The organism is Lentzea sp. NPDC092896, assembly GCF_044754905.1.
GTDB lineage: Bacteria > Actinomycetota > Actinomycetes > Mycobacteriales > Pseudonocardiaceae > Lentzea.
Genome location: NZ_JBIVPX010000001.1, coordinates 462,633 through 476,894, shown reverse-complemented (window position 1 = coordinate 476,894; position 14,262 = coordinate 462,633). Strand labels below are relative to the sequence as shown.

The following is a 14,262-nucleotide window of genomic DNA, read 5'->3' as shown; positions in this document are numbered from 1 at the left end:
TTCGCACGTCACCAGACCATTGATCCACGCACACCACCACAGGTGACATATACCTGTTCGCGCGGCCAGCCGTAGTAATTCCTTGTTTGTCTGCGTTCGTTCGGTCCGAAGTTCTCGTTCACGAATCCGACCGGACCGTGGTCGCTGTCGAAGGTGCACGTCACGTTGCCGGAGAAATTCGCCGTCTGCACCACGATGTAGGCACACGCCGAGGAGGTGCAGACGCCGCTGCCGCTGCACGGTCCGCCACAGGCAGCACCCTTGGAGACGGTTACTGTCGGTGGCGGCGGAGGTGGCGGTGTCGTCTGCTGGCGGGATTGGCTGAGCGTTGGCCTGCCCGCGTCCGTCACCGTCACCGTCACGTTCACGTTCGCCGAGTAGCCGACGTCCTGGCTGCCCGACCAGCTCCACCCGCCCACACCGGTCGTGAACGACTGGTTGAAGCCGTGGCTCGTCGTCACCTGGACGTTGGCCGGCTTGCCGTTCGGGTTCACCGACACCGAGAAGTTGACGACCGTGTTGCTGTTCGACGTGTTCAGCACGAGGTCGCGCATCGGCCCGTAGGTCGTCACCCCGGCGGAAACGGCGCTGTTGCACGGGTTGCCCGCATAGGCACCGCCGCCGCTGCCGTTGCACGCCTGCAGGTTGATCGTCACCGGTTGCCCGTTCGGCAGCCCGGTGATCGTCTGGGTCGCCCCGGCCTGCCCGCCGGTCGGGTAGGTCCAGGTGCCGCAAGACCCACCGGACCACGTGCAGGTCACGGTGTTGGACTTGCCGTGCGAGGCCGGCGCGTCGAACCGCAGCGTCGCCTGCCCGTCCGACCCGGTGGGCGTCGCGGTGAACCCGGTGATCGGGTCCGGGGTCGCGGTCGCCTCCATCTGGGCCGCGGCGCTGGCGGGCGAGGTGTGCCCGGCGGGTTCGGACTCGGCGGCGGCGTTCGCGGCGACGACGGTGTAGCTGTAGATCGTGCCGTCGTTCTGCAGGCCGTCGTCGAGGCAGGTGGTGGCGGTGACCTTGGTGCAGACGGTCTTGGTGCCGCCACCGGTGCGGGTGAGCGTGTAGCTGGTCGGGCCGGGTCCGTTGGCTCCGACCGCGCCCCACGACACCGTGACGGCACGGGTCTGCGCGTTCGCGGCGTTCGTCGCGGTGAACGACGGCGCCGCCGGGGCCTGCGGTGCCCCCGCCGACTGTCCTTCGACGGTGACCGCTGGGCCGGGGCCCTGCGAGTTGACCGCGATGACGGTGAAGACGGTCTTCGCGTCGTTGTCGAGCCCGGTCGCGGTCACGCCCGTTGCACCGCCCGGTGCCGTCGTGCGGCCACCACCGGACCACGAGATCTCGTGCCGCAGCACGGGCGTGCCGTCGTTCGGCGCCGCGACCCAGCTCAGTTGCAACGAGCCGTCACGCGGCGTGGACGTGCTCAGCCCGGACACCGCGCCTGGCACCGTGTTCGGCTGTGCGGGTGCGGACGCGCCACTGGGCTTGCCCCAGCCGACGAGGTTGTGCGCGCGCACGGTGAACGTGTACTCCGTGCCGTTGGACAGGCCGTTGATCGTGCACGGCGAGGCTGAACACACCTGCTTGCCGCCGCCGTAGTCGACCTCGTAGGAGTCGATCGGGGCGCCGTTGCCGGACGGCGTGCTCCACGACAGTTCGACGACCTTGCTCAGCACCGTGCGGCCGGGGGCCGGGGTGCCGGGCGCGTCGGGCACGCCGAGCACGTTCAACCTGATCCGGCCGGTGACCTTGCGGTCTTCACGGGTGGTGTCGGCGACGTCGGTCACGACGACGTTGAAGTCCATGGCGCCGTGCGCGTCGCCGTTCGGTGTGATGCGCACGGTCGAACCGTCGTTGCTCGCGCTCGCCGCCGCACCGCCGATCTGGTTCACGGCGACGACCGAGACCTTCGGGTCACGCAGCTGCGAACGTACGTACGAGACGAGGTCGACGGTGGCCGTGTCACCGGCCTTCACGCCGTCCAGCGTCACCGGGGCGACGGTGGGCGGCGGGGCGGCCGCGACCTTGACCGCGATCTTGCCCTTCGGCCCGTCACCCGCGCTGACCTCGATCGTTCCGGTCGTGCCGGGCTTCGCGCCACCCGCCGCCGTGACGGTCAGGGTGCGTTCGCCGGAGCCTTCGAGCGAGACGCCGTCCGGCTGCTCCGCCCAGGCCGCCGAGTACCGGACGTCGCCGAGCTTGGAGCGGTCCGCGACCCACACGTGGCACACGGCGGTGACGTCGACCTTCACCGGCAGCCCGCCCTCGACGACGGTCAGCGCCGACGCGGGGCACCGCAGCACCGGGGTGTCCGGGCCGACCTGCACCGGCACCGTGATCAGGGCGAACTTGCCCTCGGGGTCGGTGAGCGAGTTGCCGTCGGTGACCTCGAACGTCACCGCGGCAGGTCCGGTGTAGCCACCGCGCGCGGTCAGGACCAGGCCGGTGTCGCCCTCGTTGCGGACCTCCAGCCCGGTCGCGGGCGCGGCGGTCACCTTGTCGACGGTCGTGAGCTTCGGCTGCTTGCCGGACGGCACCTCGACGTAGTCCTTGACCTGCACGGACGTCGACCCGTCAGCGGGCACGGAGATCAGCTTGTCCGGGATGGCCCTCGGCGCTCCGGTGCCCTTGGACGGCACGTGGATCAGGCCGGCGGCGGTCGCGCCGGACGCGTCCTTGACCTCGTAGGCGAGGGTGCGCGGGTGGTCGCCGACCGGCACCGTCACCTTGCGGCCGGACACCTTGGCCTGGTCGTGGAAGACCCTGGTGATCTCCAGCTTGTCCGCGGGGCCGTCCGGGTCGGCGATCGCGGGGCCGAGATCCACCTCGATGGTGCTGTCTTCCTTCTTCGCCACCGGGAACAGCTCGCCCGCGACCGGCGGGATCGCGTAGTCCTCCCGGCTGCGCACGGTCAGCGTCGCGATGGACGGCTGGCCCAGGCCGTTCGTGATGCCGTAGGTGATCACCAGCGGCTTGCCGGTCAGGTCGGGCGCGGTCAGCTCGATCCGCCCGTCCTGCGCCTTGACGTCACCGGGCAACGACGGGTTGCGCGTGCTCAGCGGCTCGACGGTGATCGTGTCGCCGGGCGCTCGCACGTCGTTGACCAGCACGTTCACCGCGAGGCGCGCGCCGGGTGCGGCCGTCACGACGTCGTCCACGGCGACCGGCGGCTGCGGATCTCCCGGCGGCACCACGGCGACCCGGATCAGCGACTGGCCTTCGCGACCGTAGGTGTCGGTGACGATGAAGCCGAACGTGTCGGTGCCGTTGGACGTCGGGAACGCCTCGTAGGTGAGCGAGGTGCTGCCGATCCCGACGACCCGCCCGAGCTTGGGAGCGGACGCGATGCCGGTGACCGCGACCGAGTCGCCGTCCGGGTCGGCGCCACTGGACGGGATGGTGATCGTCACCCGGTCGCCCGCGACGGCCCGCACCTCGACGGGTTCCGGGGCGGGCGGCTGGTTCGGGTTGGCCGGGGTCGGCGCCGGGTTCACCGTGACGTGCGCACGGCCGACGGCCTGGTCGCCGTCCGGGTTCTGCACCACGTAGGAGACCTCGGCGACGAACGGGGTGTCGAGGCGGTCCGGAGCGAGGTAGCGGACGACGTCGCCGGAGACGTAGGCGGTGCCGGGTTCCTTGCGGCCGTCCCGCGCGGTGACGGTCAGCCTGCCGGTGCCCGGCGCGCCCTGCACGTTCGACTGGAGGGAGAGCGGCGCTCCAGCGGGCGAGATGTCGTTGTCCAGCACCGGGATCGTCGCCGAGTCGCCGGCACGGGCCGACGCGCGGTCGTCCTTGGGCACCGGGGTGTCGTCGGCGGGCGGCGGGAGCTGGGTGACGGTGACCTCGCCGGTGATCGGGCCGGTCACGCCATCCGTCACGGTGTAGCGCACGACCTGAGGGTTGCGGTCGAGGGCGGGCGCGGTCGCGTTGATCCGCAGCCACCGGCCCTTCACGACGGCCACCTCCAGCTGACCGGTGGTGCTCTCCGCGTGCTGCACGCCGAGGACCGATCCGGCGGGGCTGAAGTCGTTCGCCAGCACGTCGGCCACGACCGGTTCCTGGCCGCGCACGACCGCGTTGTCCGGCATCGCGACCGGCGGCAGCGGCGTCTCGGGAGCGGCGGTGACGTCGACGCGAATGGCGCCCTTGGCGAACGGCGCGTTGCCGAACGCGGCGGTGTAGTCGAGCGGGTAGGTGCCCGGTTTGGTGGCGGTCAGCGTCACCAGACCGGTCTTGGTGTCGGTCGTGACCGTGACGCCCGCGAGCGGTGCCACGTCGGCGGCGAGCCGCAGTTCGGCGGAGGGGTCGACGGGGTCGGCGCCGGGGAGGTCGTTCTCCAGCGGGCGGACGAGCACGGGCGTGCCGACCTGGCCGCGTGCCACGTCCGGGCGGGCGACCGGCGGCAACGCGGTGGGCGCGGCCGGGTCGAGGACGCGCACGCGTTCCGCACCGGCCACGGGGTCGGCGATGCCGTCGGTGGCCTTGTAGTCGATCGTCTGCTGACCGGCCTCGATCGGGGCCGCGTACTCGACGAACCCGCTGGTGGTCGTGGTCGCGACACCGGCCTTGGCGCCGGCCTCGACGAGCACGACCGGGTCGCCGTCGAAGTCGCGCCAGTCCGCGAGCACCGGCAGCGTCAACCGGCCGCCCGAGGCGACGGACCACTCGTGCGGCTCCGCGCCCTTGCGCACGGCCGGTGCCTCGTTCTGCGCCTCGGTGCGCACCTGCACGGTGACCGCGGCCGTCGCGTTGAGGCCCTTGCCGTCGTCGACCGTGTACTTGAAGTGCACGTCCTGCGCCTGCTCCGGCAGCGTCACCTCGACGGTCTGGCCGTCGGGGGCGATCGCGAGCCCCGCGTCCTTGCGGTCGAGGTCGCTCACGGCCGTGACGGACAGGATGTTGCCGGCGGGATCGGAGTCGTTGTCGAGCACGTGCAGCACCGTCGTGCGGCCGGGGCGCGCGCCGAGCGTGTCGTCGGCGGCTTTCGGCGGCTTGTCCTTCGCCGACTCGGTGGTGTTGTCGTTCTTGTCCTTGTCGCTGGGCTTCTGCTCGGGCGGGGGCCGCACCGACTGCCAGTCGTCGACCTTGTTCTGGGTGCCTAGGTCCCAGACCGCGCCGGTCGCGACGTCGTTGAGCACGATCGCTCTGCGGTTCATCCGGAACACCGGCTGGAGCAGCGCTTTCACGTCCTTGAGGTTGCCGGCCGACGCCTTCTGGCCGCCGCACGAGCGGAAGTAGCCACCGGACGCCCCGGCCCACGCGGCGTGCACGCACTCGCCGAGCCGCACGGGTTCGGCCGGGGCACCGTCCACGCCCTCGTGCAGCGTCGCTGTGCCGTCGCCGTCGAGGTCGAACGTCTTGAGCTGGCCCTTGGTGGCCACGACGACCGCGTCGGCAGCGGGTCCTGCCTGCTGGAGCACGGACTCCCGGCCGGCCTGCGCCTCGCGGCCGGGGAGGAAGAGCGTGCCGGACTCGGCGTCGAGCACGACCGCCTCCGCGCCCACGGCGGTGATCCTCGGTGCCCTGGGCGTGGACGCGAGCTTGCCGTACGCGGGCTCGGCGAACCCGGTCTCGGCCGGTGTCACCTTCACCGTGCGGCCGTTGGCGGACACGGCGTGCACGGTGCCGTCCAGTCCCACGGCGAGTGCGGCGGCATCGGCCCCGTCGAGCGTGGCGAGCGGTGGTGACTCCTGGCTCAGCTGGTCCAGCGCGCTCACGCCGGCGTCGACGTCGACGCGGCTCGCCCAGACCTTGCCCGCGGCGGGGTCGAGCACGGCGAGCGTGCCGCCCGCGAGCGCGACCTGGCCACCGCTGGGCAGCACCAGTCCGTGATCACCCAGCGTCACCGAACGGGCGACGTCGACCGGGTAGAGCTTGCCGCCCGCCCGGTCCCGCGCGACCACCGCGGCGGCGTCCTGAACGATGTCCAGCTGGTAGTTCTGCTGCGCTCCACCCGGCGGGTTGATCGCGGCGTCCAGCGAACCGACGGGTTTGTTGAGCCTTCCGAACAATCCGTCGCGGTCACTGGTGACCCACACCCCGCCGTCGTTGAGATCGACCTGGCGGACCGGATTGCCGTTCGACGAGAACGCGTAGGCGACGAGCGAGGCGGCCGCGAGAACGAGCACCGTTCCGGACGCGAGCGTGGTCCGGTGCTTTCGGAAGAATCCCACTGTTCCCCTCGCAGAGGTCGCGTTCCCTCATCGGCGGTTCCGTCAACCGCCTATCGGGCCGATCCACGAATTCGTTGCAGCAATCACCCGATTGCCGACGAAGAATTATCCGCAGCTCTCCTGCGACCAGTCCGCGGTCGCGTTGCCGCCGTCCGCGCGCACCACTTTGACCTGCAGGCAAAGGGGTTGCGGGCCCTCGACCTCCACCTGCGGTTCCCTGGCGACGCCGGTGCGGGCGTCGTCGGAAGTGCGCCAGGAGAACGTGTCCGTCGCCTGCTGAGCCGAATAATTCCAAGTGAAACGGACAGTTTTCGCGTCCAGTCTCGTCGCGGTGATCGCGGGCCTGCCGGGCGGTGCGTTGTCCGCGCCCGCGTTCTGACCGGAACCGTCGTCGGCGACGGTGCTCACCACCGGTCCGTTGCCCGGCTTTTCCTCACCGGACAACAGGAACACGCCCACGCCCACGATCGCGGCCGTCGCCAGCGCACCCGCCGCGTAGTGGGGCCAGCGCAGCCGGACCGGCTGGTCAGGCTGCTTCAGCGGTGGCTTGTGGATCGCCGGCGGCGGCGGGGTTTCCTTGCGCACCACGGTGTGTGGTGCCGAGCTGGCCGGAAGCGGCGGGATTTCCCTGCGCACCACTGTGTGTGGCGCCGAACTGGCCGGAAGCGGAGACGTGAACATCTTGCGTTGCGTCGGCGGCGCGACCGGCGGTGGAGGCGGCACGAACGCGGGAGCGGCGGCGGGCGCCGGTTGTCTGCGGGGCGCCACGGCGGGCATCAGCACCAGCGCGGTCTCGCCGTACCGTTGCGCCTTCTGGATTCGCTGCAGTCCGAGGGCGAGCTTCAGCGCCGACAGCGGCCGTTCCTCCGGCTCCGTCGCCATGGCGCCCAACAGCAATCGCCGCAGGTCCTCCGGCGCGGGCAGCCCGGACGGCAACCAGCCGGACACGATCCGCCGGTCGACGGCCTCGATCGAGTTGTCGACACCGGGCGGCATGAACGGCGAGTGCCCGACGATCAGGTGCCACAACGTCGCCCCGAGCGAGAACACCTCCGTCAGGACGGCGTTCTTCTCCTTGGCAGCGCCGGTGAGCAGCTCCGGCGCCGACCACGGCACGGACAGCATCACCTGGCGTTCCGCGTCGTTCTCGGCGAAGCGGCCGGCGATGCCGAAGTCGGTGAGACACGGCTTGCCGTACTCGTTCATGAGCACGTTCGCGGGTTTGATGTCGCGGTGCAGGATCCGGCGTTCGTGCGCCGTCTCGACCGCGCACGCGATCTGCACGCCGATGTCGAGCACGTCGCCGACCGGCAACGGCGCCGCGGCCGAGAGCTTCGCCAGATCACCGCCCGGGCAGTACTCCATCACCAGGAACGGGCGTCCGTCCGCCGCGGTGTCCGTGTCGTAGACCGTGGCGACGTTCTGGTGGTTGCCCAGCTCCGCCATCGACTCGCCCTCGGCGATGAACCGCTCCCGCACGTCGTCGGACAGGCCGGTCGCCTTGGGCACCTTCACCGCGACGTCGCGCTTGAGCTTGTGGTGGTAGTAGCGGTACACCATCGCGAAACCGCCGCCGCCGATGTCGCCGCGGTACTCGAAGTGCGGGATGGCCGGTGGTCCCAGGGTCATCCGCTCACCTCGAAGACGAAGAAGAACTGGTCGCCGAGCGTCACGCGGGTGCCGGGGTAGAGGATCTCGTCGATGTGCGGGGCGAGCTTCTCCGGCGGGCATCCCGGCCGCGAGATGCTGGTGCCGTTCATCGAACCGAGGTCGCGCACCAGCACGTCCCAGTTCGCCGGCCTGATCTCCACGTGCGTCCGGGAGATCTCCGTGTCGTTCTCCCTGCCTACCTGCACGAGGTTCACGCCGCCGCGGTCACCGCTGGGATCGCGGCCCATCACGACGTTGCGGTCGAGCGAGATCGTGTCCCCGTTGGACAGTCGCAGCAGCCCGAGCACCGGCACGGGCAGCATCGCGGCGACCTGCTCCGGCAGCGGAACCTCGCACACCCGGCAGTACACCGCGTAGTCCGAGCTCAGGTGGCCCGCTGGGCACTTCTTCGCCCGCACCAGGCCCGCTCTGCCTTGCAACAGCTGGGTGTCGTTGGGGGACATCATGGTCGTGCGCAGCACCGTCTCCGTCACGGGTTGCCGGACCGGTTGTGCGGGCATCGGCGCTGGCGCCGGGGTGTTCTGGGGTGCCCAGTCGAACGACTGGATCACGCCGGTGACCTGGGTGATCTGCGGTGGTGCCGGCGGCGGCGCGGGTTGCTCACGCACGACGGTCAGCTCGACCACTTCTTCCTGCTGCACAACGGTCTGCTCGACCGGCGCGGGCACAGGCACCGGCTGCGGTGCCAGAACCGGCTGCGGCACGGGCACCGATTGCGGCACAGGCACGGACTGTGGCGCGGCGTCGGACACGGCGACCAGAAGCTCGTTCGCGAGCACCACTCCCCCGCGCAACGGCAGCCCAGGCCCACTCGGACCGGCCACCACGCGAAGCCGTGCGACATCGTCGAGGTTGCGGTCGACCCAAGTCCCCACGCCCGCCGCGGTGATCTCCTCGACGGCGCCGGCCGCGTTCATGACCTGCAGCCGTGCCTCACCTCGCACCACCGCGCGGTTCGCGGTCAGCAGCGCGAAGCCGCTCACCGCGCGAAAACCCTCGAGGACGATCGCGGCGAGCACCTCGTCCAGCGGCTCGTCGGACCGCACCAGCTCCCAGCAGCGGCGCACGAGCGCGGACTCGGGCGTCACGGCCAGCAGGAGCCACGTGCGCTCCCCAATGACCGCGACCCACGTGCCCGGCACGTACTCGACCTCGGTCATCGCGGGCTCCGAGGCACCGTGTCACAGCTGGACGTCTCCGCCACGACCGGGTGGTCGACCACGAGCGCGGTCACGTTGTCCCGCGCCTGGGCCGCCACCGCACGATCCACCAGCACGGTCGCCGCATCCTTCGCGTCGGCGTGCTGCCGGAGAACCTCTTCGATCTCGTCGTCGGTGAGCTCGTTCGTCAGCCCGTCCGTGCAGATCACGAACCGTTCGCCCACCCGCGGCGGGAACATCCAGAGATCGGGGTCGCCGAGGCCCGCGCCGCCGAGCACGCGGGTGACGACGTTGCGGCGCGGGTAGTTCCTGGCCTCGGCCGCGGTCAGCAGCCCGGCCGTGACGAGTTCCTGCGCCTCGGAGTGGTCGACGGTGAGCTGGGTCAGCCCCGCGCCGTCGAACCGGTAGACCCGCGAGTCACCGACGTTGAACACGACCCAGTGCGGCCGGTCGGACAGCGTGACGAGCGCGATCCCCGCCGCCGTCGTCATGCCACCGTGGTCGGCCTCCTCCAGCGTCCTGCCCGCGGCGGACAGCGCGGCACGCACGTCCTCCGGCCCTGGCACGTCCTGCTGGTCCAGGTCCCGCAGGCACGCGACGAGCAGCGCGCTCGCGACCTCACCGGCCGCGTGCCCGCCCACGCCGTCAGCGACCGCGAATATCTGCCTGCCCGCGATCGCGCTGTCCTCGTTGACTTCCCGCACCACACCGGGATGCGTGGCGACGCCCGCCAGCACCGCGCTCACCGCACCACCTCCGCTCCGCCGTTCGGACCTCTCATCGCTCGGCGTTCACGAAGCGTTATGCGGAATCAGGGACAAAAAGTGACCACGAAAAAACGGAAACGTCTGGGCCGCGAGCAGCGATGCACTCACCACGTGACGGGCAGCGACCTCAGTCCGTAGACGATCTTGTCGGCGGTGTAGACGAGGTCTTCCTCGGCGACGGCGAGCCGCAGGCCCGGCATGCGGCGGAACAGCGTCTCCAGCGCGATCCGCAGCTCGACGCGGGCCAGCGCCTGGCCGAGGCACAGGTGCGTGCCGTGGCCGAACGCCATGTGCCGCTTGGCATCGCGCGTCACGTCGAGCTCGCACGCGTCGGTGCCGAACTGCTCCTCGTCGCGGTTCGCGGTGGAGATCATGCAGATCAGGCCCTCCCCCGCGCGGACGAGGACGCCGCCGATCTCGACGTCCTCCGTGGCCGCCCGGCCGAGACCGGTGTGGACGAGGGTGAGGTAGCGCAGGAGTTCCTCGACCGCGGCCTCCGGGCCGGCCTGGAAACGCGTGAGCTGTTCCGGGTTGGCGAGCAGCGCGCGCACGGCCATGGCGGTCTGGTTGGCCGTGGTCTCGTGGCCGGTGACCAGGAGCATGAACCCCATCGACGCGACCTCGGCAGGACTGAGGTCGTCGCGCTCCACGAGCCTGCTCAGGATGTCGTCGCCCGGCTCGGCACGCTTGCGTTCGGCGAGGCCCGCCAGGTACGTCATCAGCTCGACGTGCGTCGCCGTGGCCTGCTCGTCGCTGATCGTGTTGTCCAGCAACGTGGCGCTGAGGCCCTGGAAGTAGCCGTGGTCGGCGAACGGCACGCCGAGCATCAGGCAGATCACCAGCGACGGGATCGGCTGGGCGAAGTCGCCCACCAGGTCGGCGGGCGCGCCGCGGTCGATCATCCCGTCGACGGCGTCGTCGACGATCCGCTGGATGTCGGGGCGCATCGCCTCGACGCGCTTCACCAGGAAGTCCCGGCTGACCATCCTGCGCAGCCGGGCGTGCTCCGGGTCGTCCATCCTGATGAAGCTCGGCTTCGCGGTGGCCAGTTTCCGTTGCGTGGGCGAGAGGAACGGGAAACCCGGCGTGCGGGCGTCCGCGCTGAACCGCTGGTCGGCGAGGACCGTCCGCACCTCGTGGTAGCCGGTCACCAGCCAGCACGGCGACCCGTCCGGCAGCACCGCCCTGGTGATCGAGCCCGCCTCGGCGGCGCGCTCGTAGGCCGGCGGCGGGTCGAACGGGCAACTGCCGTAGGTGCCCGGCAGCGTGGTGGCGAGTGCGGTCGTCACGATGACGTTTCCTTTGCTTGCAACGGGGTTCGCAGGGTGCGCAGGGTCATGCCGACCGTCACGCACTGGCCGACGACCATCAGCAGTTCGATGATCTGGGGTTCGTCGAGCAGCGCGGACAAGCGGTGCCAGCTGTCGTCGGACAGGTCCGCCCGATCGACCAGCTCGTCCACCGCGGTCAGCACGGCCTGGTCCTCGGCAGACCACGGATGAGTGCCGGGAACGCTGATGGCCGCGATCTCGGCCTGGCTCAGGCCTTTCTCGCGAGCGTGCTGCTCGTGCCTGGCCCAGACGAACGCGGAACCGTGGCGGTGCGAAGTGCGCAGCACGACCAGTTCCCGCGTCCGTGCGGGCAACAAACCGTTGTGCGTGAGCAGTTTCGCAAGCCCGAGCCACGCGTAGGCCAGCTGCGGATGGTGCGCGAGCGTGCCGAACAGGTTCTCCCGGCCCGAGCCGTCCGCGCTGGAGTTCTCCAGCACGGCCTGAAGTGGTTGGGGCCACTGCGATTGCGGCACGGGCGCCAGGCGCGCGTTCACCATTCGCACACCATCACACCGACGCTGGCTCCGCTGGCGTACCCGAACAGGCCGACCAGGTCACCGCTCTGGAGCCTGCCGGTCTCCAGTGCCATCGCCAGCTGCAACGGGATGGTGTTCGTGGCGACGTTGCCGTGCGCGGCGAAGGTCGGGATGATCTGGTCCGCCGTCACCCCTGCCCACTCGCAGGCGAGCCTGGTGAAGGCCACCGAGGGCTGGTGGACGCAGGCGAAGTCGAGATCGCCCGGCTTGACGCCGATCTCCGTCATGGCCCGCTCGATGCGGTCCGCCATGCCGTCGAACGACGCCACCAGCTTCGCCGAGTCGATCCGCAGGTGCCCCAGGACGCGGTTGTTCGCGTACGGGTTGGGCAACGTCGCCGCCTCCCAGCCCCACGAGTTCGCGAAGAACCGGGACCCGAGGACTCCTGGCCGTTCCCTGGCCTCCACCAGCACGGCGGAGCCCATGTCACCGGTGCTCAGACTCGGCAACGCGACCAGCACGTCCTTCGGGTTCTCCAGCGTGCGGCGGGTTTCCCGCGTGCTCACCTCGGCCGACACGACGAGCACCCGCCGGTACTGCCCGGCGCGGATGAACGCGTCGGCGACCTCGATCCCGTTGAGGACACCGTTGCACGCGTTCTTGAGGTCGAAGACCGGTGCGCTAAGGCCGAGCTTCTCGGCGACCACGTGCGCGGTGGCCGGTTCCTCCATGTCGGCGAGAATTCCGGTGTAGATCAGCAGATCGACGTCGGCCGGGGCCGTGCCGTGCTGGTCCAGCACCGTCCGCGCGGCGCGGACCGCGAGGTCGGACGGCTGGTCCTCCGCGTCGGCCACGGTGCGTTCGAGCAGGCCGTACATGTGGTGCAGCACGCCTCGGGACATCGAGATTCCGGGGTTGTCCGCCCGGAACCTGTCCTCGGCGTCGGACACCGTCTGCCGGCCGGCCGGGATGTGGACGGCGGCGTGCGCGATCGCGCTGTACATGGCTCTTCCAGGGATTTCGCAGGATCAGATGGCGTGGAAGACGAGGACGACGTTGTGCCCGCCGAAGCCGAACGAGTGGCTCGCGGCCGCCTGGATCCTTTGTAGACGCTCGGTACCGGTGACGCAGTCGATGCCGAACTCCGGCGCGACGAGGTTGGCGATCGGCGGCGCGACACCGTCGCGGATGCTCAGCACGGTGAGCGCGGCCTCGATCGCCCCGGCCGCACCGAGGGTGTGCCCGAGCACGCCCTTGGCGGAGGTGACGCTCGGGCCGTGCGGCAGGACCCGTTCGATGACGGAGGCCTCGGCCGCGTCGTTCTTCGGCGTCGACGTGCCGTGCGCGTTGACGTGATCGACGTCGGACGCGGTGAGACCCGCATCCGCCAGTGCCGCACGCAATGCGGCTTCGGCGCCCCTGCCGTCGGGAGCGGGAGCGGTGGGGTGGAAGGCGTCCGAGGTCATCCCGGCGCCGCCGAGCACCGCGTGCCCGCGACGACCCCGTGCCTGGGCGTCCTCCGCTCGTTCCAGCACGAGCACCGCGGCACCTTCGGCGATGACGAACCCGTCGCGGTCCGCGGCGAACGGCCGGGACGCCGCGGACGGCTCGTCCACCCTGCGGGACAACGCACCCAGCTGGTGGAAGCCGGTCGTGATCACCGGCGTGACCGCGGTGTCCGTGCCGCCCGCGATGGCGATGTCGCACGTTCCGGACCGCAACAGGTCCCTGGCCACCGCGATCGCCGTGGCACCGGAAGCACAGGCCGTCTCCGTCGCGAGCGACGGTCCGCGCGCACCGAGGTCCAGAGATACCTCACCCGCTGCCATGTTGGAGATGAGCTGCGGCACCAGCATCGCGGAAACCCTTTCCGGGCCTGCCTGATGCAGCCGGAGGGTCTGTTCCTCGAGGTGCGAGACCCCGGCGAGCCCCGACCCGATGACGACGGCGACCCTGGCGCCGTCCCAGGTCGCGGGGTCGAGACCGGCGTCGGCGACGGCTTCGCGCGCGGCCACGACAGCCAGTTGCGCGAACCTCGGCATGCGCCACGACTTGCGGCCGATCCGCGGCGCCGGGTCGGCGGAATCCGGTACCCGGCAGGAGAAGTCGACCGGCATTCCCTTCAGCTGGGTGTCGGTCGCGGCGGTGGAGACACCACCGCGCACCCCGGCCCAGGTCGCCGGACACCCGTCCCCGGCCGGGGTGATCATCCCCAGTCCGGTGACGGCGATCGCGGGAGAACCCGTTGTCACAGCGCCGGTGCCGCGTCGAGCCTGGCGTCGATCGTGGCCGTGAGCTCGGCCACCGTCGTGTCCTTGGTGGCCTCGTGCTCCTCGATCTTCACGCCGAGCTGGTCCTGCAGCGTGAGCGAGAGCTCCGCCAGCGCCAGCGAGTCGATGTCGAGGTCGTCGAGGGTCGAGTCGGGGGTGATGTCCTGGGCCGGCACGTGGAACTTGTCCGTCAGCATCGTGATCAGGGCAGCGTTCGAGGACATGGTGGAACTCCCGCGTTCAGCAGTGGGGGATGTCTTGACCGCTCGGCGGCCACGGTGCGGGAGCGTACCTAAGTGATCTTGGTCCGAGGCCCTGGGTCGAACGGGGTCCTCCGGGCTTCTGATACGCACCCGTTCCGGATTCCTTGCACCCCAAAGAGTCATCGCCGGAGCGACTGTCCCATGTGGACTGAAC

General features: G+C 70.8%; 9 protein-coding genes. All 9 read right to left on the bottom strand.

Annotation, left to right across the window (positions count from 1 at the left end):
- Positions 1 to 8: 8 nt before the first annotated feature.
- Complete coding sequence (locus ACIQF0_RS02475) at positions 9 to 6,170, bottom strand: Ig-like domain-containing protein (protein WP_401023663.1); 6,162 nt, start codon at positions 6,168 to 6,170, stop codon at positions 9 to 11.
- Between the two features lie 105 nt (positions 6,171 to 6,275).
- A complete protein-coding gene (locus tag ACIQF0_RS02470) occupies positions 6,276 to 7,799 on the bottom strand; it encodes a serine/threonine-protein kinase (protein ID WP_401023661.1) in 1,524 nt (507 codons plus the stop codon).
- A complete protein-coding gene (locus ACIQF0_RS02465; protein WP_401023659.1) occupies positions 7,796 to 9,001 on the bottom strand; it encodes an FHA domain-containing protein in 1,206 nt (401 codons plus the stop codon). Before ACIQF0_RS02465 ends, ACIQF0_RS02470 begins: the two co-directional genes overlap by 4 nt.
- Positions 8,998 to 9,747, bottom strand: a complete 750-nt coding sequence (locus tag ACIQF0_RS02460; protein ID WP_401023657.1) for a PP2C family protein-serine/threonine phosphatase — start codon at positions 9,745 to 9,747, stop codon at positions 8,998 to 9,000. Before ACIQF0_RS02460 ends, ACIQF0_RS02465 begins: the two co-directional genes overlap by 4 nt.
- Positions 9,748 to 9,872: 125 nt before the next feature.
- Positions 9,873 to 11,057, bottom strand: a complete 1,185-nt coding sequence (locus ACIQF0_RS02455; RefSeq protein ID WP_401023655.1) for a cytochrome P450 — start codon at positions 11,055 to 11,057, stop codon at positions 9,873 to 9,875.
- On the bottom strand, positions 11,054 to 11,596 hold the full coding sequence (locus tag ACIQF0_RS02450; protein WP_401023653.1) for a carboxymuconolactone decarboxylase family protein: 543 nt from the start codon (positions 11,594 to 11,596) through the stop codon (positions 11,054 to 11,056). The genes ACIQF0_RS02455 and ACIQF0_RS02450 overlap by 4 nt, the downstream gene beginning before the upstream one ends.
- Positions 11,590 to 12,579, bottom strand: coding sequence for a 3-oxoacyl-ACP synthase III family protein (locus ACIQF0_RS02445; RefSeq protein WP_401023652.1), 990 nt, complete (start codon positions 12,577 to 12,579; stop codon positions 11,590 to 11,592). Before ACIQF0_RS02445 ends, ACIQF0_RS02450 begins: the two co-directional genes overlap by 7 nt.
- 24 nt (positions 12,580 to 12,603) lie before the next feature.
- Positions 12,604 to 13,827 (bottom strand): beta-ketoacyl-[acyl-carrier-protein] synthase family protein, encoded by a 1,224-nt coding sequence (locus tag ACIQF0_RS02440; protein WP_401023650.1) that lies wholly within the window; start codon positions 13,825 to 13,827, stop codon positions 12,604 to 12,606.
- Positions 13,824 to 14,069, bottom strand: coding sequence for an acyl carrier protein (locus ACIQF0_RS02435; protein WP_401023649.1), 246 nt, complete (start codon positions 14,067 to 14,069; stop codon positions 13,824 to 13,826). The genes ACIQF0_RS02440 and ACIQF0_RS02435 overlap by 4 nt, the downstream gene beginning before the upstream one ends.
- Positions 14,070 to 14,262 lie beyond the last annotated feature (193 nt).